Raw genomic sequence first — 25,086 nt, 5'->3', positions numbered from 1 at the left:
AGCAAATAAAAGTGATCCTACAGAGTAATAGTAAACTCCCCTTAATGCTCAATTGCCACGTTGTAGCACAGAATATGTTTAATAATTAGTCATCAAGTACACTGTGTTCAAGTACGCCTTTATCAATTAGTTGGCTGATTATCGTGCGTGCTTTTTCACGACACGTATCACGTAATAGTCTAACTGCAGGAGTAATTGATTGACGACTTGGGCAAATGAGCCAGAGTTCGCCACAGGTATGTTTATAGCCTGGCATCAGGGTAACGACTCGATCATTTAGTAGGTCATCGGCTATATCTAATGCTGATTTTACGGCAAGCCCTTTGCCAGCAACACACCAGCGCCGTACTAAATCACCATCATTAGAGGCGCGCTTGCCCTGCATTTTTACTTTGTATTTGTTTTGCCCATCGGTGAATTCCCACACATTATTGATAATATCTTGCAGTTGATAAAATAACCCTTGATGCTGGGCTAAATCATGGGGGTGCTGAGGTTCACCATATTGCTGCACGTATTCTTTAGTGGCGCACAATAAACGGGGCACGTTACAAATTTTAAATCCGTAAACATTGGCATCATTTGGCGAGCCATAACGCAGTGCTATATCCACCGAATCGCGGTAAAAATCAATGTTACTATCACTAATATGCGTGCGTAGACTCACCTTAGGGTAACTATCCATAATTTCATCAATCCAAGGGATCACTAAATTACGGCCAAGATCAGATGATAATGCCACCCTTAGTTCCCCTTCAATCTCATCATGTTCACCTTTAAGGTTTTGCCGAGCTTGTTCAAGTATGGTTATTGCTTGCTCGCACTGTGGAATGTAGCGTTCACCTGCTGCTGATAGCCTTAAATGCCGCGTAGTGCGCACAAAGAGGTCAACACCTAATGTCGCTTCTACCCTTTTAATAGCGGCGCTTGCGGTTGCTGTTCGCATATCCAATTTTGCTGCTGCAAGGGTGATACTTTTACATTCCGCAACTTTTAAAATAAGTTTTAAATCGTCAATCTGCATATTATCTAAATATATTTGATAATGATTCAATAATTATGCTGTTTATCAAAAGTAATGCAAGCGCTATCATCAGCTCCATTCAACAGCTTTGATTATTCGCTACAGGAACCAATTATGACACACCCGGTTATTACTGACTTAGAAGCTCGTTACACAGCAAAAAAATATGATGCAACTAAACGTGTATCGGCAGAAGATTTAGCTGTTATCTATCAAGCTATGCGTTTATCCCCGTCATCAATTAATTCGCAACCATGGAAATTCATTGTTATTGAGTCTGAGCAAGCAAAGCAACGTATGCATGATACTTTTGCTAACAAGTTTCAATTTAATCAACCTCATATTAAAGCTGCCTCACACATTATTTTGTTTGCATACAACCCAAAATACAGCCGAGCAGATTATGCAAAAGTGATTGACACTGATATAAAAAATGGCCGCACGCCTGCAGAAAACCGCGAGCAAGCCTTTGGCGCATATGCATTCGTTGATTTAAATACCGATGAATCTGGTAACAATGGCACCTGGAGCAAAGCACAAACCTACCTTGCACTGGGTAATACTATGCATGCTGTTGCGCGTTTAGGTATTGATTCAACCCCAATGGAAGGCGTAGATAGCGAGCTAATTAGTGAACTTTTTGCGGATGAGTTAGATGGTTATATTTGCGAAGTTGCACTTGTTATCGGTTATCACGAAACGCAAACTGACTATAATGCCAAACTGCCAAAATCACGCTTAAACCAAGAGCAAATTATTCAGGTGATTTAAATAATATTGTTGGCTTAAATTGACTCACAAAATTTAACGATCCACATAAAGAAAAAGCGAACAGGTATCAACGTGTTCGCTTTTAATTTTGCTATTCAGTATTTTCTCGTTATTAGAAAAGATCAACGTTTAGCCATAAATGCAGCATGATACTCGCACCATAGCCAAGTGCTATGACTGGCATCCACTTTAAATGGCCAAAGAAAGTATAGTAACCACGAGCTTGCCCCATTAACGCCACCCCAGCCGCAGAGCCGATTGACAGTAAACTCCCGCCAACCCCTGCTGTTAAGGTGATCAATAACCATTGCCCGTGTGACATATCCGGTTGCATAGACAGCACTGCAAACATCACAGGTATGTTGTCGATAACTGCGGAAATAACCCCTAAGAATATGTTAGCCGTTGTCGCCGACCAATTACCGTAGAGCATCTCTGACATTAAGTTTAAATAACCTAAAAAGCCTAGGCCGCCTACACACATTACAATTCCGTAGAAGAATAATAGGGTATCCCACTCGGCACGCGACACTTTACTAAATACATCAAAAGGTACAACACTACCGAGCTTCGCTAAACGGTCATTGTCACCAAGTTGCTCTGCATGCGCTCTTTTTCGAGAAAGTGATCCTGGCAAAGTCATTCTTAAAAAATAACCAAAAAATTGTAAATAGCCTAAGCCCATCATCATGCCAAGCACAGGCGGCAAATGTAAAAAACTATGACTTGCTACGGCAGTGCCTATGGTCAGTAAAAACAATACTAAAATTCTGATTGCACCGCGTTTAAGTTCTACATCCTCGTATTGCGCGGTAGGTTGTTTATCAGCTACGTAAAAACTCATGATGGTCGCAGGGACGAGATAATTAACTAGCGAGGGTAAAAATAAAACTAAAAACTCATTAAAGTGGACTAAACCAGCCTGCCAAACCATTAAGGTAGTAATATCACCGAATGGGCTAAATGCCCCTCCTGCATTGGCAGCAATCACAATATTAATGCAACTAAGATTAATAAACGGTTTATCGCCTTCAGCAACCTTCATTACAACTGCGCACATTAATAATGCGGTGGTTAAGTTATCGGCAATCGGGGAAATAAAGAATGCTAAAAAGCCGGTGATCCAAAATAAGTTTTTATAATTAAAGCCTTTACGGATCATCCAAGCACGCAGCGCATCAAATACCCTACGCTCTTCTAATGCATTGATATAGGTCATCGCCACCAGTAAAAACAGCATTAGCTCGGCAAATTCGAGTAAGTTATGCCTAAATGCCGCTTCGGTAATTTCAGGCATATCATTGTTTACATAATATGCGCCAATTAAAATCCAAATAAGTCCTGCTGCTACCAACACCGGTTTTGATTTTCGTAAATGCAGTTTCTCTTCAAGCATAACGACCGCATACGCTAAAACAAATATCGCAATGCAAACTAGGCCCACTGTTGAGGTCGTTAAATTTAACTGCCCATCAGCAGCCCACGTTGGGGAGCAAAATAATAAAAGTACTAGACTAAATAGGTTAAAGCCTGGTAATAAGTTTTTCACACGGTAGGTCCTGTTTTAATTTTAAATTTTGTGTTCTTTGATGGCTTGTATTCCAGTAGTCAGCTTTAGTTTTTATTTTTAGTTTACTGTTAACAAAGTGATATCAAAAAGTTGACGTAAAGTACCATAATTAATGCCATACACCATTATACAGAAGTCTTAACTTTCATTACTTTTCGTTATATCAATGATAAAAACAGTAAATATTGGCGACTCATTTCGCTAAAAAATAGACCAGTGAGCTTTATCTATTGGGTGAATTGCATGGCTTAACTTTAGTTCTTTTAACAATATAATTTAACTTGTATGCTGTAACTTATTGATAAAAAATATCAAGCCAAGTAGCTGAACACAGTTACCAACGTTAAACAAACTCTAAGGTTACTCATGCGACTAGGACCAGGCCTACTTGTTACTGCTGCCTTTATTGGCCCAGGGACTATTACCACCGCCAGTATTGCAGGTGCCAATTTTGGTTTTACACTGATCTGGACATTACTGTTTTCAGTAATAGCGACTATATTATTGCAATCAATGGCTGCACGTCTTGGTGTAGTTACGGGTCAAGATCTTGCCCAAGCACTTCGCACCCATATACAACACCCATTATTTAAACCTCTCGCCGCCTTCTTAGTGATCAGTGCTATTGGCGTTGGCAGTGCCGCTTATGAAGCCGGCAACCTAAGTGGCGCTACACTGGGATTAATTGAAATATTCCCTCAAGTAGAAGCGCAACTTTGGACACCCTTAATCGCTATTTTCAGCGCCCTATTACTTTATAGCGGCAAACATAAAGTGGTAGAAACCGCACTTATCTTTTTAGTACTGTTGATGAGTTTAGTGTTTATCTCTACCTTAGTGATGGCTGCACCACCTATGGCTCAAGTACTTGCGGGCTTTATACCAAGTATACCTGAAGGCTCTGCAACGACAGTATTAGCCTTAGTGGGTACCACTATTGTGCCTTACAACTTATTTTTACACTCAGGTATACTCGCCGCGCAACACAATGAGAACATTGATCAACGTAAGCTCATTAAACACACTAATTTAGATACGGGTATATCCGTCACACTGGGCGGCGTTATAACGCTTGCTATTTTATCCACTGCTTCAGTCGCTTTTTACGGCACAGAGGTCGGAAAAATCAGCGCTGCCAATATGGCGGTACAGTTAGAGCCATTACTAGGCAATGCCGCACATTACTTTTTTGCGATTGGCTTATTTGCCGCGGGGCTAACCAGTGCTATCACTGCGCCACTTGCTGGTGCATACGCCGTATGTGGCATGCTTGGCTGGTCTAATGACATGAACAATAGCCGTTTCAAACTAGTCGCCATTGTTATTTTAGTATTTGGTGCTGCAGTTGCATCACTTGGCTTAGACCCTGTTGCCGTGATCATCTTTGCCCAAGCCGCCAATGGCATATTACTGCCGATTGTGACCACTTACCTTGTATGGCTAGTCAATCAAAAATATGTAATGGGCAACTACACCAACTCAATTATTGTTAATCTATTGATCTTGCCGGTGCTATTACTCATTTTCGGCTTAAGTAGCTACAAGTTGATTAGCTTGATTTTTTAACTGGCCTTTTAAAAACACAAAAGCCGCTGTTTATTACCAACAGCGGCTTTTTAATTTACCCGCACAGACTTTACTAATCACAAACCAACATCAACCTTCCCTGCTATGCCACGGATAGGTTAATAATTAATAGTAATTGTCATTCAATTGGTTAAATTTTGAATTAAGCCTAAACTTAACTACATCAGGACAAAATGCGTCAAATAAAATGTTAAAAATTACCTTGTTGATTTTACTTTTATCAACTTTCACTGTGTGGGCTGAGACAGAACAAATAACTATTGCAGCTGAAGATTCGTGGCCTCCCTACGCAAACGCCGATGGGACAGGCCTAGCAAACGAAATTATTACAGCTGCATTTGCCACACAAAATATTGAAGTAGAATTTCATGTATATCCTTATGCCAGAGTACTGCATTACCTTGATACAGCCGCTTATGTTGCAGGGTTTAATGTACCTATTGATGCTGTGACAAAACAAAAATATTTACTCGGTGATACACCACTGTACGAGGCATTTTCAGCCTACTATCAAAACACTGAGCAGCCACTTGAAATTGTTAATCGAGAGCAATTTAATGGCCAGTCCGTTGGTGTTGTCCGTGGCTACGGGTATGGACAACATCATTTAGATTTAATCGCTAAGAATGCAATTACCATTGCAGACGCAAATACAGATTCGGCAAATGTGAAACGCTTAATGATGGGCCGCTTAGATAGTGCGTTAATTTTCATTAAAGTTGCTAATTTGCTGCAACGTCAACAAGTATTACCAAAAGAAGTGCAACTCGCTTTTATAAATGAAGGCACTGATATCTATTTAGCATTTTCTCGCAATCATCCTGATGCAATGCGTTTACAAAAAAAAGTTTGAGCTTGGCCTACAAGAAATAATAAGTACTGGTGAGCGTGATAGCATTTTAGCTAAATACTAAAAATCAATTGATTAAGACTAAAAAGCCATTGTTTACTCACCAAACTAGCGGTGAAAATTATTATAAATTATTATGACACCCACTCTAAAAATTATTATGACACCCACTCTAATATATCTATTTAAATGCTGCTACAAAATTAAACTTAAATGCTGAATCTTCGCGGTTATCACTTTGCAAAACTAACTTATGTTTCAAAATAAGTGAATTTCGTTGTAAAATTTAAGTAACAGCCACGAAAATGCCTACGCTATGCAGTGGAAGTAATTTTGGGGGGGATTAGGCTCTACCCGAATAACTTTTCACAGTTACTCATGTTTGTTCGCCGTTTTCGGTTGAGGTTCTCGCCTAAGGGATCCCCAGAAATAATCATTAAGTTTCAATTACATCACTCACATCCATATTTTTCCAATCGAGTTGCACTACCACCTGTACGAAATAGGCTAGTCCTGCCAAATAATCTCGCCGTCGCAGTTTAATGGACTGTTTTTTGAAGTATCGCAGCCCAACAAATGCCCATGACACTACTCGTCTTTTTTTGGTTGAATTAGCTTGAAAAGCGCCTGTCTTTCCTGCTTTGTCTATCACTGCACCCAGCATCATTGAGAACCAATGAGCCAGTGTGGCAAGCAGCAACAGTATGTCTAATCGATAGAGTTTGTTTGTCCTGTGCAGATCTGAGCCTAAGCCGAACCTAACACTTTTTTGATCTCGAAATCCTGCTTCTATCTGCATTCTCATACCATATAATTTGAGTACTTTTTCGAGAAAGTGGTGCCTCTTTGGAAGAGAAGAAACGAGTAGCCAAGGCTCCTTATAACCACGTTTTTTATCTCTTTTTAATAACTTATGTCCCTTGCCAACCAGCACTGCATGAGTTTGATATTTTGCACTTTTGGTCAACTCGGTCGCGCCAAGATACTGGCTCTTACGTTGATTGCTCTTGAATAGTGACTGGCATGGAACAAACTCATCGCTGCCCTGCGTTTTCAAATGTGCCGTACCTCGAACACGGCTAATATAATGCCAGCCATTGTTTCGCACGGCTTTGAGCCAAGGAACTTTAAAGCCCGCATCCGTCACAATTACGGGCCGGCAGTCACCCGGCAAAATCAGTTTGAGCATCTTTAAGAACCGTTTTTGAACTTTTGGGCAATGATACTGAAAACTGAATGCACTTTCCTGATACAGGGTCAAAGAACGACCTTCACTGGCAATGCTGGCACGCAGAATACAGTATTTGGTTTGTGTATCTGCATGACTCCAATCAACCAAAATGACGGGATGCTTTTCAGTGACCACAAAACGGCTTAAGCGAACATAAACCGATGTCGACTCACGCAAAAGCTCGTGGTTATTGAGTAGTCGATCAATACGTTTAATATCATGTTTTTCAGTTGTTTTTGAATCCAAATTGCGACCAATAGATGTCAAGGTGCATTGCTGACAGTGCAAAAGAGATTTAACGGCAGCGACTAGAGTATTAAATCTGGCTTTATGAATAGAGTTAGGGGTGACAGCGCGGAGCATATTGTGCAAAATAGTAGACGCATTCATGGTGTTTAGTTCTGTTGTTTTTAAGCGATTCATAAGATCACAAAACACCATGAATGTTCCCTCACTACCCATATTTTTTAACACTATTAGTTCATTGATATATAAAGGCTAATTTTGGGGATACTTTAGGGTTCTCGCAGTAACTTTCGTGTGATGATGCTCTGCCTACTGCACCATGAAATACACGTGTAAATTGAGTAGTTAGTTTTAACCAGTTTTCTGGGGATATATTTAGCCTTTCTAGCAAAGAAAGACCTGAATTATCAATATGTCCGTGTTTATCCTCCCGTATTATTCCCCCCGTTAATTCGACAAGCTCAAGGTACGATTTAAGCTCAAACGGCAGCCCTTTTGGCATTATTTGACGTGACATACCTGCAAAACGAAGTAACTGTTTAGGTTGCTTTCCTTCTGTCGCGCTTGTTAAACGCTTTTGAACACTGGTATGGTCCGATTCCTCCAGACTATTAGCCATTTTCGCTCTAATGGGGTTTAAGTCTACATACGCCATACAGGCTGCAAGTGCGGCTTCATCTAGGAGTGCTTGTGATTTAAAGCGCCCTTCCCAGAACCTGCCTGTGCAGTTATCTTCTTTATTTGCTTTGCGCGCTATATCTTCATTTAGCAACCGCATAAACCAGCTAATACTTGATAAGCGTTCGCGATATTGCTTGACCGTTTGATTAAAAAAAATGAGTTCTGCTTTGCTTAGCTTTTCACCTTGTACGTATTTCTGCGTTAGCAAGGTGCCTTTACACAGTTTATGCCAGCGAATAACAATCGCTTTGTCATTCAACCTGTTTACTTTTTTATCATCAACATAGAGTACTAAATGGGTGTGGTTACTCATTACGGCATAAGCACACACATCAATACAAAATACCTTGGTTAACTCTAGCAGTTTATCTTCAACCCAACCTCTACGGTGCTCGTATGAATGTCCTGTAAAGTGGTCTTCGCCACATAAAAATGCACGCCGAACGCAACGTGAAATACAGTGATAGTATTTTGTATCTGCCAAACTTACTTGACGTTTTCTTGCAGTAGCCATTTTTCACCCAGTTTGATTTTCATACTAATTAAACGTTAGTAAAAAATTGGCGAAATACAAATTTTATGATGGGTGTCTTTTTTATTCTTTTTTATTCGTTTTTTATTGCTGTATCTTTTTTATTGCTGTACTGCAAAAGCATGTGCTACTCACCACTTTAGTCGACAAAAAAATCTACAGCGTTAATTTAGCTAACGGTGAATTTACCCAGACTCATATATTCCCTGAGGTTACTGGACGTTTGCGGGATGTATTTGTTACTGCCAAGGGCAATATCGCAGTGTTAACCGATGGCAAGAAGCTAAGTTACTGCTAATAACGCCAAAGTGATTAGCTTGGCTAGGTCGTTCAACACAACTGTATCGAAATACTCGAGGAGCTTTCTATATGATTATCAGATCTTGTTTTTGCTGTTTGAGCGAAAATCAAAATGAAAGACCTGATCCTATTGGTTTTTGCTTCCTGCACATGATGCATGGTGTCGGAACTGGAGGTTAGAGACCTCCGGTTACCCGATTAGATTTTATTCATTATAGGATTGATTAAAAGCAACACACCATCTCTTGTATGGGTCTGAAAATTTAACTGATTTTCGATTAAATTTTTCAGAGTCAAATGGCCAATAGTTTTTAGCATGCCCTTTTAGCCACTCTACAGTATTTGAATACTCTTCATGTGTTGGGGTATTTATAATCTCAAGTAAATCTTGATACCCCCATAGACCACCACAATCTTCGGGTGGGCATGCCCTTTCTCCAGCTATACAGCGGGGGTATTGATTACTTTCTTCAGCAAGCAATATACCAATAAGCTTTACTTCATGGTTCCAGCTATCTCCAAAATCATAATTGTAACTAATATAATTACCAACAGTTGAAAAGTATTTCTTTAGGGAAATATCCCAATCAGCAATTACGCTGTCATCAAGCTCTGATTCAGGTAAACCTATATTTTTTCCGCCTGTAGGTCCTTTTTTGTTTGGAATAAACTCATGTAAATGATAGTCCAACCAGCCAAATGCGTCTTGAATTGCAACATGCAGCTCCCAAAAGTTGTAATTATCAGGAACGTCAACTTCTCTCCAGATCTGAGGTTCAATACCAATTAGAGAAATTTTAAAACGATATATTTTGTTATTAGTATATTTCATTCAAATACCAAATGGTTGCTGAAAAAATCTAAAAGCGTATTACCAAGGATACCAATAAACACTCGCTAGTGATTACCCTAACCTACGTAACTGCAATGAATTATAACGGTATAAATAAACAGTATTCAAACTGAAAAAGTGTATATCTATTGGATAAAGTACTTTATTTAATGACAAAAGCATCCCAATGATATAACAGGTAAAAAGGACTGGCAGATATTTTTCAAAACATTTAACGCGCTAAAGCACGTCCTACATATGAAGATTAAGCTATCATAGCTAAAGCCGATTCCTACGCGGTGAGTTTCACACCGAGTTAAGCTCATAGCTAGCTAACTTTACTTTACCCTTGCTGACTAAAGCCCTGATTAACAAAAAAAGCCGCTGTTCGTTACAAACAGCGGCTTCTCTTCTTAAAACTTACAGCTCTAAAGCTTTAACGAGCTTATTTAATTACTTCAAGCCCGTTCATATATGGGCGTAGTACTTCTGGTACTACAACTGAGCCATCGGCTTGTTGGTAGTTTTCTAAAATCGCAACCAGTGTACGGCCAACTGCTAGGCCTGAGCCATTGAGTGTATGCAGTAACTCTGGCTTTTTCTCACCGGCGCGACGAAAACGTGCTTGCATACGACGTGCTTGGAAATCAACCATGTTTGAACACGATGAAATTTCACGGTACGTATCTTGTGCTGGTAACCATACTTCTAAATCGTAGGTTTTAGCAGAGCCAAAGCCCATATCACCCATACATAAAATTACTTTACGGTATGGTAGCTCTAGGGCTTGTAAGATTTGCTCAGCGTGACCTGTTAGCTCTTCCAATGCTTGCATTGAATCTTCTGGTTTTACCAGCTGTACTAGCTCAACTTTATCGAACTGGTGCTGACGAATAAGACCACGGGTATCACGACCATAGCTGCCAGCCTCACTTCTAAAACACGGCGTGTGGGCAGTTAAACGAATTGGTAAATCTTTTTCATCGTAAATTTCATCACGCGCGCTATTAGTTAGTGGTACTTCTGCAGTAGGAATTAAGCTAAAACCTTCTTGCTCTTCACCATCATCGTTTACAAGACCTTTAGTGTGAAATAAGTCTTCAGCAAACTTAGGTAACTGACCTGTGCCGTATAGGCTGTCGCGATTAACTAAATACGGCACGTACATTTCTGTATAACCGTTTTTATCTGTGTGCGTGTCTAGCATAAATTGTACTAGCGCACGATGCATTCGCGCTGTAGCACCACGCATTACGGTAAAGCGAGAACCGGTGATTTTAACACCCATTTCAAAATCAAGGCCGTTTAAATCTTGGCCTAAATCAACGTGATCTTTAACTTCAAAATCATATTTCTTTGGCTCGCCCCAGGTTGAAACCTCAACGTTGTCTGATTCATCAGCACCTGCTGGCACTGATTCGTCAGGCAAGTTAGGGATAGCTAGCGAGATCTGCTTTAACTGTTCTAAAATTTCATCTTGTTCAGCTTTTACGCTATCCAGTTGAGCACCTAAGTTACTTACCGCATCTAACAACGGTTGTGCATCTTCGCCTTTTGCTTTTGCTTGGCCAATTGCTTTGGAGCTGCTGTTACGCTCACTTTGTAATTCTTGTGTTTTTACTTGTAAAGTTTTGCGTTTTTCTTCAAGTGCGCTGACAGTCGCAGTATCTAGCTCGTAGCCACGTGCTGCTAAGCGCGCCGCTGTTTGCTCGAGATCTTGACGTAATAATTTAGAATCTAACATGTTAGTTTTTAACCTTTTTGCATTACCAGCTGAAGGCCCAGCCAAGCCATAAAAATACACACCGCCACATTTAAGACGATATTGAGGGCCATTTTAAAAAAGTGACCTTGTTGTAATAACACCAACGAGTCCATTGAAAATGTCGAAAAGGTGGTCAAAGCACCTAAAAAGCCAATTCCGATAAGGGTTTTAGCGGGGCTTGCGGTGATAATTCCACGCTCTATCAAACCGTATAATATGCCAATCAACAATGAACCAAGAATATTAACTGCCAACGTGCCAAAAGGGAATCCCCTGCCCAGTAGTTTTAGCATGGTTTCGCTAATAAAAAACCGTAAGCAGGCACCGGATGCTCCTCCGGCGGCAATCATGAGGTATATCTTAAGGCTTGTCATAGCGTTTTATGTCACTGTGTTGATCGCGCTCTTTGAGATAATCGAGCTTTTGTTTAATTTTTTGCTCTAAACCACGTTCGGTGGGAAAGTAATAACGTTTATCTGCGATTTGCTCTGGGAAATAGTTTTCCCCAGCGGCAAAGGCGCCATCTTCATTATGAGCATAGCGATATTCTGCGCCGTAACCTAAATCTTTCATCAAATTAGTTGGGGCATTGCGTAAATGCTCTGGCACCGGGTAACTTGGCTCGTTCTGCGCATCTTGCTTGGCTTGATTAAATGCCATGTAAACAGCATTACTTTTTGGTGCGCTGGCTAAATACAAGGTTGCTTGAGCAATCGCCCGCTCACCTTCGCTAGGCCCTACACGCTGAAAAATATCCCACGCATTAAGGGCTACTTCCATCGCCCGCGGATCGGCGTTGCCAATGTCTTCTGTCGCAATGGCCAATAATCGCCTTGCAACATATAGCGGGTCGCCGCCACCGGCGAGAATTCTGCAATACCAATACAAAGCGCCATCAGGTGAGCTGCCACGTACAGACTTATGAAAGGCTGAGATCAAATCGTAGAATTCATCGCCGCCTTTGTCATATTTAGCTAAATGCGTTGGCAATACTTGGCTAAGTACGTGTTCATCAACCAGATACTGGCCGTTTTGCTCAACGGTTAAATCAATCGCTTGTTCAAGTAAATTGAGTACTTTGCGGGCATCACCATCACTGGCTTGGCACAGTGCTTTTTTAGCATTTTGTGCAAGTACAATGGTTTTATTTTTTAGCTCATCATCGTTTGCTAGTGCACGTTCAATAACATTATGAAGATCAGTTTCTTGCAAGGATTTAAGGACATACACACGGGCACGAGATAAAATCGCATTATTAAGCGCAAACGATGGATTTTCGGTGGTGGCGCCGACAAATATAAAGGTGCCGTCTTCAATATGTGGTAAAAAGGCATCTTGTTGCGATTTATTAAAGCGGTGTACTTCGTCAACAAATAACAAAGTACGCTGTCCGCGACCTTCCAAGTTATTGCGGGCTTCGCTTACTGCATCACGAATGTCTTTAATACCAGCAGTGACTGCTGACATTTGAATTAACGCAGCATCGGCATGATTAGCAATAATTTGCGCTAAGGTGGTTTTGCCAACACCCGGCGGCCCCCACAAAATAAGGCTATGGCATCGCCCTGCTAAAATAGCTTGATAGAGTGGTTTATCTTGGCTTAATAGGTGTTGCTGGCCAATATATTCATCTAAACTGGTTGGTCGCATACGCGCCGCAAGTGGGCGCACATCGGGGCTAAAATTAAAGCCTAAATTACTCACTGTAATTATTCACCTTGGCTTTGGTCGTCTATTTCAACACCTTCAGGAATATTAAACTCAAAGGTTGAATGAGCTAAACTTTCATTCACTTTAGCATCGCTAAAGGTAAAGGTTGATGATTGCCCAGAGCTGTCTTTTACCAATAGTTGCGCTAAACCTGTTTGATCTTTCGCAAATACAATGTCTAATTGCTCTACTTGACTTTCAACACCTTGATTTGGCGTCACACTAAAACCCGCCGCTGTGGCTGTTACTTGATACTTTTGCCACTGTGCAGGATCTTTAGAAGTGAGTAATACAAACGGTGTTGAGTCAATCAAACTGTGAGTATTCATAATTGTTACTTGTTCTGCAAAGCTGTCAAAGTAATAGGTTTTTTCGCCATTTGAAACAAATAAGGTATCGTCAGGGCTTGCTTGTTGCCAACGGATCATCATTGGCTGTTGGAGCGCAATATTGCCCTTGCCTTGCATAATTGACTGACCTTGGTCGTCATTCACTTGTTGTTCGAATTGCGCTTGAAAGCTTTTTAATCCAGCAAGTTTGTCTTGTAATGCTTGGCTATCGTCTGCATACACAGAAGCTGATAAAAGGCAGCTGATCGCCAAGGCTAAATAGTTAATTTTTTTCATTTAATTTGCTCCACCATTGGGCACTAATACATCACGGGCACCATTATGACCTGGTGCGCTCACAATACCCGACGTTTCCATTTGTTCCACTAAACGTGCGGCACGGTTATACCCTACACGTAGCTTACGCTGGACACTTGAAACCGATACCTTGCCTGTTTCAATTACAAATGAGACGGCTTCATCATACAAGGGATCTGATTCTTCATCCGCATTCTCACTGGCTTCGCCTGGGAGTAAAATATCTTCCGTGGCGTCACCGTTTAAAATCTCATCTATGTAATTTGGTTTAGCGCGGGCTTTCCAATCGTTCACCACCGCATGTACTTCATGGTCATCAACAAACGCGCCATGTACACGTACAGGCACACTAGTCCCCGGCGGTAAATAAAGCATATCACCCATACCTAACAGGTTTTCTGCACCTTGTTGATCTAAGATGGTACGCGAGTCAATTTTACTTGAAACCTGAAACGCCATCCGCGTTGGGATATTCGCTTTAATTAAACCAGTAATTACATCAACCGATGGGCGCTGTGTTGCAAGGATCAAATGAATACCTGCCGCTCGGGCTTTTTGCGCAATACGGGCAATGAGCTCTTCAACTTTTTTACCAACAATCATCATCATGTCGGCAAATTCGTCAATCACCACCACGATGCTTGGCAGCTTGCCAAGCTCATCAGGGCCCTCTTTCATACCATCGGTGTCTTTAAACAATGGATCAAAAATTGGGTAACCCGCTTCTTTAGCATCCATTACTTTTTGGTTGTAACCTTTTAAGTTACGCACACCTAACGCCGACATTAACTTATAACGGCGTTCCATCTCACCTACACACCAACGCAGCGCATTGGCGGCTTCTTTCATATCGGTGACCACTTCACACAGTAAATGTGGGATACCTTCGTAAACAGAAAGTTCCAACATTTTCGGGTCAATCATGATCATACGTACATCATCAGGGCCTGATTTGTACAGTAAGCTTAATATCATCACATTAACGCCCACTGACTTACCAGAACCTGTAGTACCTGCCACAAGTAAATGCGGCATTTTACCTAAGTCGGCACAGATTGGCTCACCGGCTATATCTTTACCTAAAACCATCGTCAGTGGCGATGGATTTTGCTCAAACTTAGGTGCATCGATAACTTCTGATAAACGCACGATCTCACGATGTTTGTTAGGTAACTCGATACCAACATAAGTTTTACCCGGAATAACTTCAACAACACGGACACTCACCGCTGATAACGAACGGGCTAAATCTTTTGCCAGACCGGTAATTTTAGATACTTTAATACCCGGCGCTAAATCAAGCTCAAAACGGGTTACAACTGGCCCAGGATAAACCGCAACAACCGTAGCTTGCACGTTAAAATCAAGGAGTTTAGTTTCAACTAACCTCGACACCGCTTCAAGCTCTTCCGGCGAAATTGGGTTTTTCGCTTTGTCTGGCCTATCCAGTAAATCAAGTGTTGGCAGAGGGGTGCTCGGCGGCTTTTCTTCTAATAACTGCTCGAACTTCTCTTTTGCCGTAGGTGGCGGCTGATAAGTGCTCTTAGGCTTCGGCATAGGTCGCGCTGGAGAAACCACGGTTGTTACCGGTTTTTCAGGCTCAGCAACATAACTTTGATCCAGTGCATTTAAGGCCGCTGCGGTATCCATAGGTTCATCATCAATAGCACTAAAATTGATCTCTTGATCAAGGATATCGTCTAAATCATCAAATGCTGGGTGAGCGTCTTGATAATCTGGTGTCGTGTCTGTATTGGCTTCAGTAAAGCGAATCGACGAAGTTTCTTTGTTAGCTTTTGGTTCTGCTATTGAGGGCTGTTCAATAGCAACCGGCGTATTTGCTGCTCGTTCACGCTGTAGCCATGCTTGTAGATGATCCGCAATAAAATGATAACTACGCATGATCCAATCGCCAATAAAGTCGACAAACTGTACCCAAGAAACACCCGTCAACAAGGTTAAACCGGCAAAAAAGAAACACAGCAATAAAATAGACGTGCCAGTAAAATTAAATGCTGGCATCATCGCTGAAGCTATTACATCCCCAACTACCCCACCCGATGAAAAATTATAAATATCATCAAAATTAATACTACTGATGGCCGTTGCTGAGGTTATAAATAAAGCAAAGCCAATTACGCGCAGCGACAAGGTTGTATAATCAAGTTGAAAAATTTTATGCGGTTGCTTAAATAATAAATAACCAAAGATTTGGATCGCAGCGGGCACTAAATAAGCCAACCAACCAAAAGTAAGTAGTAAAATATCGGCAATCCACGCGCCAGCGGCCCCAGTTATGTTTCTTACGCTCTCATAACCTGTTTGCGACCAGCTAGGATCAGCGGGATCAAAGCTTATCAATGCACACAAAATAAATATGGCGGCAAAGGTGCTTATTATCAAACCGGTTTCTAATAGTCTTTGTACACCGTTTAGGCGCATAACTCGCTATTCCTCATTTTCTTTGTACTTCTTTGTACTCATCTCTTAGCAATGGAATACCTTAGCAGGAAATACTTTTTGTTGCACTTTATCTTAACCATCATGGCCTGATTATGAACAGGTTTTCATTAATCGGGCATGTATCAATAATACAACTTAAGTAGTTACTAGAAAATGGCGCATAATTCACCCGATATAAGGGCGAATAATCACCCCTTGCTCACCTTTAACTTCTTCCATTACCACATAAGTACGGCTTTCGCTTACATTTGGCAACTTTAGTAGGATGTCGCCTAACACGCCTCGATACTCAGACATATCGTTTACGCGGGTTTTTAGTAAAAAGTCAAAATTACCAGACACTAAATGGCACTCTATAATTTCATCGTGCTTTTTAACTGCGGCGCTAAATTCATCAAATACGTCTGGTGATGTTTTAGTTATTGTTACTTCAACATACACAGACAGACCTTGGCCAAGTTTAGCAGGGTCTACCACTGCTTTGTAACCTACAATATAACCTTCTCGTTCAAGCTTTTTAACACGCTCTAAACAGGGGGTCGCACTTAAACCTACTCGTCGGGCCAGTTCGACATTTGAAACACGGCCATCGTGTTGTAATTCCATCAAAATCTTACGGTCAATACGGTCTAATAACTCATGCATAAGGCCAACCAGTTTTTTACACTGTTTAAATAATATTTTTAGATTATATCACTAGCATGACCAATAAAAAAGGTGATACAAACTGGCTTGTCATGAATATAATAGTGAAAAATTTTATCCCGTTCTAACAAGGCGAAATTATGATTATCGGTGTACCTAAAGAAATTAAAAACCATGAATACCGTGTAGGTATGGTTCCTGCGAGTGTTCGTGAATTAGTAAATCACGGCCACCAAGTTTTTGTTGAAACTGACGCTGGTATGGGCATTGGTTTTACTAACGAAGATTACACACTTGCTGGTGCAGAAATTTTAGCAACCGCTGCTGACGTTTTTGCAAAAGCAGAGATGATTGTAAAAGTTAAAGAGCCGCAAGCTGTTGAGCGTGCAATGCTTCGTGAAGATCAAATTCTTTTCACTTACTTACACCTTGCACCCGATCTTCCACAAACTGAAGACCTAGTGAAAAGTGGCGCAGTATGTATTGCTTACGAAACGGTGACTGACTCACGTGGTGGTTTACCATTACTTGCTCCTATGAGTGAAGTCGCTGGCCGTATGTCTATTCAAGCGGGCGCACAAGCACTTGAAAAGTCTAACCATGGTCGTGGCATGTTATTAGGTGGCGTACCAGGTGTTGAGCCAGCTAAAGTCGTTGTGATCGGCGGCGGCATGGTAGGTCGTAGTGCAGCGCAAATGGCGGTAGGCCTAGGTGCTGATGTTGTGGTACTTGATCGTAACATCGACGTGCTACGCGCACTTGACGCACAGTTTGGTAATAAAGTTAAAGCGATTTACTCAACTGCTGATGCCCTTGAAAAGCATGTGCTTGAAGCTGATCTTGTGATTGGTGGCGTACTTATTCCAGGTGCTGCTGCACCTAAGCTAGTAACTGCTGAGCACATTAAAGCGATGAAGCCTGGCTCTGCTATTGTTGACGTAGCAATCGACCAAGGTGGTTGTATCGCAACCTCTAAAGCAACCACACATGCTGATCCTACCTTCATCGTTGATGAAGTAGTTCATTACTGTGTTGCGAATATGCCAGGTGCAGTGCCACGTACATCTACGTTTGCACTTAACAATGCAACATTGCCTTTCATCATTAACCTTGCTAACAAAGGTTATAAGAAAGCATTACTTGATGACGCTAACTTCCTTAAAGGTCTTAACGTGATCAAAGGTCAAGTAACTTATAAAGAAGTTGCTGAAGCATTCAACATGCCATACGTTGATCCACGTACTGCTGTTGAAAATTCGTAATTAGCATTTAAGAAATTAAAAAGCCTGTGAGTTTTTGCTCACAGGCTTTTTTTATGCATTTAGAAAATAATACTACAGCTTACACTGTGGATTTTTACCCGCTGCATTCGCTGCTTTTTGTTCATTCAATGCTTGTGGTAACTTCGCTTGTAACTCTTTAATACGATTACCTGGTGCAGGGTGAGTAGACATAAACTCAGGCGTACCGCTGCTGCCCGCTTTACTCATATTCTGCCAAAGGGTGACTGATTCTGTTGGATCGAAACCCGCTTTCGCCATTAAATCTAAGCCTACTTGATCAGCCTCAGATTCATGTGAACGGCTAAATGGTAAAATCACCCCGTACTGCGCACCTAGACCAAGCCCTTGCATGATTTCATTGCGGTACTGCACATTCCCCATTTCAAGCGCCATACTGCCCGCTTGCATACCTGTTTGTAACAGCGAGCTTTGTGACACACGTTCATTTGAATGTTCGGCAATAACATGACCTACTTCGTGGCCAATTACAGTTGCAAGCTGATCTTGATTTTCAGCAACTTTTAATAAACCAGTATGTACACCAATGTAGCCACCCGGCAGTGCAAATGCATTAGCAGAGTCTTCTTCAAATACAACGACTTCCCAAGCTTGGCGTGCGTATTGTTGCGGTAAAACTGCAATCACATCATCAGCAATGCACTTTACATAGGTATTAACAGCAGGATCATTATTAATTTTTTGATTCTTTTTCATGTCAGCAAAACTTTGCTGACCCATTTGGCTCATCTCTTGATCAGAATAAAGTGCAATTTGCGTGCGTCCTGTGGGTGATGTTTTACACCCTGCTAATACTGCAGTGGCAAGCACAGCCAAAACTAATTTTTTCATTGTATTCCCTCAACTCACATTTAATTATCCCTAGAATAGCAAACCAGTCTACGATTGAACATATTGCACTTACAGCTAAATACAGAAGTTATGTTATTTATATGTTAAAGATGATAGTTAGCGTGCAAACTAAGTACCCAAGGGAAGTGACCGCTGTTACAATATAGGCCTCTTTTTATTTAGTGGGTGAATCATGCAAGACTCAGTCTCTTTGAATAAACGCATTCTGTTACCTTTACTTGCCAGCATTGTAGCAATTACACCATTGGCAATTGATATGTACTTACCTGCAATGTTAGTTATTGCCAATGATCTCAATACCACCATGCCCAATGTACAGATATCATTAAGTTTGTACTTAGCTGGTTATGCGCTAGGCATGTTATTTTTTGGTCCAATAGCGGATCAAATTGGTCGCCGCGTACTCACCAAAGTAGGATTGGCATTATTTGGGGTAAGCTCAGTCGCATTGGCCTTTTGTAATGATATTCATCTGTTTTGGGTACTGCGCGCTGTTCAAGCATTCACAGGTGCAGCAGCAACCGTTGTGGTACCGGGGATCATTCGCCATATCTATAAGCAAGATACCGCTAAAGGAATGTCGTATGTATCAATGATCATGATGGTAGCCCCGTTGATAGCCCCTACTGTGGGATCTATGATCATGGGCTTATCTCACTGGCAAACGATCTTTTTAGTACTAGCCAGCTACAGCTTTGTAATTTTAGCGCTCGTGCAAATTTACCTCATTGATATTCCTATTTTTAAAAGTCCGCTAAAAGGCTTTGCACTGTTTTTTGATAGTTATAAAACCGTGTTTAAAAATAAAGATACCCGTGCCGATATTGCCAGTTCAATGTTTGTCTCGTTCGGCTTCTTTTGCTTTTTAACTGCAGTGCCGTTTGTGTACCTTGATTACTTTAAAGTGTCAGAGCAGCTATTTGGCATTCTATTCGCGTTTAACGTAATGGCGCTAATGTTTGGTAACTTTTTAAATACCCGATTAGTACCGAGGGTTGGCTCACGAAAGATGCTCTATTATGGTTTAGCGGTTGGCTTTGTTGCTGGCAGTGCGCTACTTACATTCAGTATATTACACCTGTCACTCTATTTTATTGTCGCAGCAATAGCCCCCTTAATGATGAGTTTAGGGGTGACCGCAAGTAATGCCGATGCACTGATATTAATGCAATTTGAAGAGCGCTCAGGTACAGCTACAGCAGTTATTGGTACTTTACGTTTTGGTAGCGGTGCATTAGTGGGGCCAATTTTAGCGCTGATGCATGCACAAAGTGCAGTGCCGTTTTCGAGCTTAATGTTCAGTGCGTTAGTGCTCACGCTGATTGCGCAACTTTGCCACCGAGCCAGAAACAAAAAAAATGCCCGTAGTTAACGGGCATTTTTTACTAAGCTATCTACTTAACTGTGCAACCTACTTATTCAGCCGCTTTAGATACCATAACCATCGCAGGACGTAATAAACGACCATTTAATGTGTAACCTTTTTGCATTACTGCTAATACAGTATTAGGTGTTACATCATTACTTGGTTGAATCGACATCGCTTGGTGAAACTCAGGATTAAACTGCTCACCCTGTGGGTTTACAATTTCAACACCAAATTTTGCAACGGCATCATTAAAGCTTTTCACAGTCATATCAATCCCTTCAAGCAATGGCTTTAAGGTTTCATTTTCTTTGTCTGAGAACTCAATAGCGCGTTCTAAGTTATCAATAACTGGCAATAATTCGTTGGCAAATTTCTCAAGTGCAAATTTGTGGGCTTTCTCTACATCTTGTGCAGCACGGCGACGCATATTGTCTACATCTGCGGCAGCGCGAACAACACCGTCTTTTTGACTAGCAATCGTTTGTTTTGCTTCTTCAAGCTCGGCATACAGCATGGCAATTTCAGCTTCAGGGCTAACTTCTTCGCCTTCATGAGCATCGGCAGCTTCTACAGCGGCTTCCACTTCGGCTTGCATTTGCTCTAATTCTTCGTTTAGTTCGACTTCTTGCTCTGGTGATTTTGTCTGCTCAGACATAATTTAAGTGCTCCAATTCTTTTCAATTGCGGTAATTATGGGGATTGAATCAAAAGATTCAAGAGCCAAATGACTCGATTAATTTAAATTCTTGAATGATTGCTTCAATTTGCGCCGATTTAGGGCAAATTACACAAAAACGACTTTGATATTCTTGATTTTGAAAATACGGTACGCTGATCACCATCAATTCATCACAATCAGTAAATGGCAATTGAGCGGTGTTTAATACTGACACGCCGTTTTTAAATGCTAATTTATCTTCCACAAAATTTAAAAATGACACGCCGATGTTTAAGCTTTGCTCACAATCAATTTTCCGATATAGATAATTTTCGCCAACGACTATGCTGTTATCTGAGCCTAGCTTTTGACTCAGTTCTCGCGTCCATTGGTGTAATGAATCATGACAATTACGTGGCGCAGTATTTGCCATCGCTTGCATACGATACAAGCCTTCCATTAATGTTTGTTGACTAAATACCGTATTAAGCCAAGTAGCAAACTGATAACGCAATGTATCTGACGCCTCATCAGGCTTGTGAATACAAATATTATGACTTTGCCCTGCTCTATCAAGCAATAATATTAGCCAATCATTGCTATCAAAATCTAATACTTCTACCCTAAAAACATGTTGCGAGCTGACTTGTGGTAAACCAACACAACAACACACTTGATAACGCTGGCTCAATCCATGGGCAAGCTCTACCAATTGCGCTTGTGCTGGTTGCCAATATTGGGCTATATCAGCAAGTGGGAAAAACTCACTTAGCCAATAATCAAAACCTGCATTGGTCGGCACTCGTCCGGCAGAGGTATGCGGCGAATATAACAGGCCAATTTTTTCAAGCCGTGACATGGCATTTCTAACCGTTGCTGAGCATACAGCCATGCCTTTTTGTTTTGCAATACGACTCGACGCCACGGGTTGCCCTTCACCATTACAGTACAGGCTCATCACTGCGGAAAATATTTGCTGATCTCGAGGGTTTAAATTCATAGTATCTACATCTTGCTGCATACAGGGGATATCGGGGCGCAATGAGTTTATTTCAAGGTTATTTTCAAACTTACCATTTATAGGTTACTCTATTGATATTAATACTATTGATGCATTTATCATGGAATCACCGTTTAAAACCATAGGCTTAATTGGCAAACCAAATCACAGTGGCGCAGCTGCAACTTTACAGCGCTTGTACACTTTTTTAAATGCGTTGGGCTTTGATGTACTATTAGAGCAACGTACAGGGCACCAGTTAGCCGATGTTCCCAAGGAAAAGTTAGTCAAACTGATAGAGCTAGGTGAGCGAGCTGATCTTGCCATTGTGGTCGGTGGTGATGGTAATATGCTAGGTGCCGCACGGGTTTTAGCCCGCTTTGATGTTGCCGTAATTGGTGTGAATCGAGGCAATTTAGGCTTTTTAACCGATTTAGACCCAGAAGGCTTCGAAGCCAGTTTAGAACAAGTACTAAGTGGCCAATACATTGAAGAAAAACGTTTTTTACTCGAAGTGGAAGTATACCGCCACGCCGAGTTAAAAAGTGCTAACTCAGCAGTTAACGAAGCGGTTTTACATGCTGACAAAGTGGCCCATATGATAGAGTTTGAAGCCTTTATTAATAATGACTTTGTATTTTCACAGCGCTCCGATGGCTTAATTGTCTCAACGCCAACAGGTTCTACCGCCTATTCTCTCTCTGGTGGCGGGCCAATTTTAACCCCAGAGCTTAATGCAATTTCATTAGTGCCGATGTTTCCACATACACTATCAAGTAGACCTTTAGTGGTTGATGCAGATAACGAAGTACGCTTAAAATTGAGCTTGGAAAATACCGACAGTTTACAAGTTAGTTGTGATAGTCATGTGGTGCTTGCGGTATTACCTGGCGATGAAGTGCTAATTAAAAAAGCAGATAAGAAATTGCGTCTGATCCATCCTAAAAATTACTCGTATTATCATGTATTAAGAACCAAGTTAAATTGGGGCAGTCGTTTGTATTAATTTCATTGCGCTTAACCATACTTTAGAGCAAAATAGTTGAAATTTATTTGTTACCTTTTTCAGCTAAGGGATCCCCAGAAATAATCATTAAGTTTCAATTACATCACTCACATCCATATTTTTCCAATCGAGTTGCACTACCACCTGTACGAAATAGGCTAGTCCTGCCAAATAATCTCGCCGTCGCAGTTTAATGGACTGTTTTTTGAAGTATCGCAGCCCAACAAATGCCCATGACACTACTCGTCTTTTTTTGGTTGAATTAGCTTGAAAAGCGCCTGTCTTTCCTGCTTTGTCTATCACTGCCCCCAGCATCATTGAGAACCAATGAGCCAGTGTGGCAAGCAGCAACAGTATGTCTAATCGATAGAGTTTGTTTGTCCTGTGCAGATCTGAGCCTAAGCCGAACCTAACACTTTTTTGATCTCGAAATCCTGCTTCTATCTGCATTCTCATACCATATAATTTGAGTACTTTTTCGAGAAAGTGGTGCCTCTTTGGAAGAGAAGAAACGAGTAGCCAAGGCTCCTTATAACCACGTTTTTTATCTCTTTTTAATAACTTATGTCCCTTGCCAACCAGCACTGCATGAGTTTGATATTTTGCACTTTTGGTCAACTCGGTCGCGCCAAGATACTGGCTCTTACGTTGATTGCTCTTGAATAGTGACTGGCATGGAACAAACTCATCGCTGCCCTGCGTTTTCAAATGTGCCGTACCTCGAACACGGCTAATATAATGCCAGCCATTGTTTCGCACGGCTTTGAGCCAAGGAACTTTAAAGCCCGCATCCGTCACAATTACGGGCCGGCAGTCACCCGGCAAGATCAGTTTGAGCATCTTTAAGAACCGTTTTTGAACTTTTGGGCAATGATACTGAAAACTGAATGCACTTTCCTGATACAGGGTCAAAGAACGACCTTCACTGGCAATGCTGGCACGCAGAATACAGTATTTGGTTTGTGTATCTGCATGACTCCAATCAACCAAAATGACGGGATGCTTTTCAGTGACCACAAAACGGCTTAAGCGAACATAAACCGATGTCGACTCACGCAAAAGCTCGTGGTTATTGAGTAGTCGATCAATACGTTTAATATCATGTTTTTCAGTTGTTTTTGAATCCAAATTGCGACCAATAGATGTCAAGGTGCATTGCTGACAGTGCAAAAGAGATTTAACGGCAGCGACTAGAGTATTAAATCTGGCTTTATGAATAGAGTTAGGGGTGACAGCGCGGAGCATATTGTGCAAAATAGTAGACGCATTCATGGTGTTTAGTTCTGTTGTTTTTAAGCGATTCATAAGATCACAAAACACCATGAATGTTCCCTCACTACCCATATTTTTTAACACTATTAGTTCATTGATATATAAAGGCTAATTTTGGGGATACTTTAGCTTTTTCAGGGAAATTAACGCCTCATGACTTATGTTGTTTTCTTGGCTTTATTATTATTGATCACCCTACTTGGCAGCTATTTAGTGATTGAAAATAACCGCCGCAAAGCACTCGCAGCAAAAAAGAAGTTATTTAATACCCGCGTCAACGAAGTGAATGCGAATGTAAAGTTAAAGCTCAATGAGTATTGTGAAGCAAAAATCATTCGCCCAAAATACATTCCCCGCATTCAGGTCATTGTTAGTAATTTTTTTGTTGTGCAAGCTCACAACGACGAGAACTTACTTTATTTAGAGCGCATTATTGAGTCACTTATTAGCACTATTAACAGTGAACTGGCAAAAACTTATGTCACCGGTGAACGTGATGCGCTCGCAGAGCGCTTAGATTTTTTTGTCAGTGAATTACCCACTGCGGGCTTAGCTTACAATAAAACCTTTTACCATGAATTATTACCTTCACTGATCAAAGTTTTATCTACCAGCGAGTTATCAGCAAATCCTGATGATTATGAAGAAGCTATTGATCCAGCAAACAATTTTGACACTTCTGTAAATGAGCATTAAATAAACTCGCTAATATAATAAAAATTAATTTGCAAAAACCCAAAACACTGTATAAATTAACAGTTAATTGACTGGATG

22 protein-coding genes are annotated in these 25,086 nt (G+C 41.0%); 7 read left to right on the top strand and 15 right to left on the bottom strand.

The window, feature by feature from the left end:
* Positions 1-85: 85 nt before the first annotated feature.
* On the bottom strand, positions 86-1,024 hold the full coding sequence (locus NDQ71_RS01355) for a LysR family transcriptional regulator (protein ID WP_192542723.1): 939 nt from the start codon (positions 1,022-1,024) through the stop codon (positions 86-88).
* Positions 1,025-1,138: 114 nt separating this feature from the next.
* Between NDQ71_RS01355 and NDQ71_RS01350 the strand changes: the two genes are divergently transcribed.
* Positions 1,139-1,795 (top strand): nitroreductase family protein, encoded by a 657-nt coding sequence (locus NDQ71_RS01350; RefSeq protein ID WP_192542719.1) that lies wholly within the window; start codon positions 1,139-1,141, stop codon positions 1,793-1,795.
* A gap of 112 nt (positions 1,796-1,907) precedes the next feature.
* Here the strand turns inward: NDQ71_RS01350 and nhaD are convergent, their stop codons facing one another.
* Positions 1,908-3,344 (bottom strand): sodium:proton antiporter NhaD, encoded by a 1,437-nt coding sequence (nhaD, locus tag NDQ71_RS01345; RefSeq protein WP_192542720.1) that lies wholly within the window; start codon positions 3,342-3,344, stop codon positions 1,908-1,910.
* Between the two features lie 387 nt (positions 3,345-3,731).
* Between nhaD and NDQ71_RS01340 the strand changes: the two genes are divergently transcribed.
* Positions 3,732-4,931, top strand: coding sequence for an Nramp family divalent metal transporter (locus tag NDQ71_RS01340; protein WP_301562118.1), 1,200 nt, complete (start codon positions 3,732-3,734; stop codon positions 4,929-4,931).
* Positions 4,932-5,139: 208 nt separating this feature from the next.
* Positions 5,140-5,805: an ABC transporter substrate-binding protein gene (locus NDQ71_RS01335; RefSeq protein WP_192542722.1), complete on the top strand. Its 666-nt coding sequence runs from the start codon at positions 5,140-5,142 to the stop codon at positions 5,803-5,805.
* A gap of 433 nt (positions 5,806-6,238) precedes the next feature.
* Here NDQ71_RS01335 and NDQ71_RS01330 read toward each other — a convergent pair whose 3' ends face one another.
* The 9 genes from NDQ71_RS01330 to lrp all read right to left on the bottom strand — a co-directional run bounded on the left by NDQ71_RS01330 (position 6,239) and on the right by lrp (position 16,854).
* Complete coding sequence (locus NDQ71_RS01330) at positions 6,239-7,456, bottom strand: IS4 family transposase (RefSeq protein WP_301562640.1); 1,218 nt, start codon at positions 7,454-7,456, stop codon at positions 6,239-6,241.
* Positions 7,457-7,514: 58 nt separating this feature from the next.
* A complete protein-coding gene (locus NDQ71_RS01325; RefSeq protein WP_301562117.1) occupies positions 7,515-8,474 on the bottom strand; it encodes a transposase in 960 nt (319 codons plus the stop codon).
* 523 nt (positions 8,475-8,997) lie between these two features.
* Positions 8,998-9,624, bottom strand: a complete 627-nt coding sequence (locus tag NDQ71_RS01320; protein ID WP_192542909.1) for a plasmid pRiA4b ORF-3 family protein — start codon at positions 9,622-9,624, stop codon at positions 8,998-9,000.
* Positions 9,625-10,069: 445 nt separating this feature from the next.
* Positions 10,070-11,368, bottom strand: coding sequence for a serine--tRNA ligase (gene serS, locus NDQ71_RS01315; protein ID WP_192542908.1), 1,299 nt, complete (start codon positions 11,366-11,368; stop codon positions 10,070-10,072).
* Positions 11,369-11,376: 8 nt separating this feature from the next.
* Positions 11,377-11,763 carry a fluoride efflux transporter CrcB gene (gene crcB / locus NDQ71_RS01310; protein ID WP_192542907.1) on the bottom strand — a complete coding sequence of 129 codons (387 nt, stop codon included), beginning with the start codon at positions 11,761-11,763 and terminating at the stop codon, positions 11,377-11,379.
* A complete protein-coding gene (locus tag NDQ71_RS01305) occupies positions 11,750-13,093 on the bottom strand; it encodes a replication-associated recombination protein A (protein ID WP_192542906.1) in 1,344 nt (447 codons plus the stop codon). Before NDQ71_RS01305 ends, crcB begins: the two co-directional genes overlap by 14 nt.
* Before the next feature lie 5 nt (positions 13,094-13,098).
* Positions 13,099-13,725, bottom strand: coding sequence for an outer membrane lipoprotein chaperone LolA (gene lolA / locus NDQ71_RS01300; RefSeq protein WP_064665986.1), 627 nt, complete (start codon positions 13,723-13,725; stop codon positions 13,099-13,101).
* Entirely contained in the window at positions 13,726-16,188 is a 2,463-nt protein-coding gene (locus NDQ71_RS01295; protein ID WP_064665985.1) for a DNA translocase FtsK, read from the bottom strand. It lies immediately after the preceding gene.
* 186 nt (positions 16,189-16,374) lie between these two features.
* Positions 16,375-16,854: a leucine-responsive transcriptional regulator Lrp gene (gene lrp / locus NDQ71_RS01290; protein ID WP_016707458.1), complete on the bottom strand. Its 480-nt coding sequence runs from the start codon at positions 16,852-16,854 to the stop codon at positions 16,375-16,377.
* A gap of 140 nt (positions 16,855-16,994) precedes the next feature.
* Here lrp and ald point away from each other — a divergent pair, with 140 nt between their 5' ends.
* On the top strand, positions 16,995-18,116 hold the full coding sequence (gene ald / locus NDQ71_RS01285; RefSeq protein ID WP_064665984.1) for an alanine dehydrogenase: 1,122 nt from the start codon (positions 16,995-16,997) through the stop codon (positions 18,114-18,116).
* Positions 18,117-18,188: 72 nt separating this feature from the next.
* Here ald and NDQ71_RS01280 read toward each other — a convergent pair whose 3' ends face one another.
* The gene (locus NDQ71_RS01280) at positions 18,189-18,986 is read right to left on the bottom strand and encodes a M48 family metallopeptidase (RefSeq protein ID WP_064665983.1); all 798 of its coding nucleotides are present in this window, start codon (positions 18,984-18,986) and stop codon (positions 18,189-18,191) included.
* 193 nt (positions 18,987-19,179) lie between these two features.
* On the opposite strand from NDQ71_RS01280, the gene NDQ71_RS01275 reads away from it, so the two are divergent.
* Entirely contained in the window at positions 19,180-20,379 is a 1,200-nt protein-coding gene (locus NDQ71_RS01275; RefSeq protein WP_192542905.1) for a Bcr/CflA family efflux MFS transporter, read from the top strand.
* Positions 20,380-20,422: 43 nt separating this feature from the next.
* On the opposite strand, the gene grpE is transcribed toward NDQ71_RS01275, so the two are convergent.
* Entirely contained in the window at positions 20,423-21,031 is a 609-nt protein-coding gene (grpE, locus tag NDQ71_RS01270) for a nucleotide exchange factor GrpE (protein WP_064665981.1), read from the bottom strand.
* Between the two features lie 58 nt (positions 21,032-21,089).
* Complete coding sequence (locus NDQ71_RS01265; protein ID WP_064665980.1) at positions 21,090-22,055, bottom strand: hypothetical protein; 966 nt, start codon at positions 22,053-22,055, stop codon at positions 21,090-21,092.
* Between the two features lie 100 nt (positions 22,056-22,155).
* On the opposite strand from NDQ71_RS01265, the gene nadK reads away from it, so the two are divergent.
* Positions 22,156-23,040 (top strand): NAD(+) kinase, encoded by an 885-nt coding sequence (gene nadK / locus NDQ71_RS01260; protein WP_192542904.1) that lies wholly within the window; start codon positions 22,156-22,158, stop codon positions 23,038-23,040.
* An 87-nt stretch (positions 23,041-23,127) separates the two neighbouring features.
* On the opposite strand, the gene NDQ71_RS01255 is transcribed toward nadK, so the two are convergent.
* Positions 23,128-24,345 carry an IS4 family transposase gene (locus tag NDQ71_RS01255; protein WP_301562640.1) on the bottom strand — a complete coding sequence of 406 codons (1,218 nt, stop codon included), beginning with the start codon at positions 24,343-24,345 and terminating at the stop codon, positions 23,128-23,130.
* Positions 24,346-24,465: 120 nt separating this feature from the next.
* On the opposite strand from NDQ71_RS01255, the gene NDQ71_RS01250 reads away from it, so the two are divergent.
* Positions 24,466-25,008, top strand: coding sequence for a hypothetical protein (locus NDQ71_RS01250; protein WP_301562116.1), 543 nt, complete (start codon positions 24,466-24,468; stop codon positions 25,006-25,008).
* Positions 25,009-25,086: the final 78 nt, after the last annotated feature.

Source organism: Pseudoalteromonas sp. KG3, from assembly GCF_030436385.1.
Taxonomy (GTDB): Bacteria; Pseudomonadota; Gammaproteobacteria; order Enterobacterales; family Alteromonadaceae; genus Pseudoalteromonas; species Pseudoalteromonas prydzensis.
Note: the sequence above shows the minus strand (reverse complement) of the source record. Positions and strands in the feature narration are given on the sequence as shown.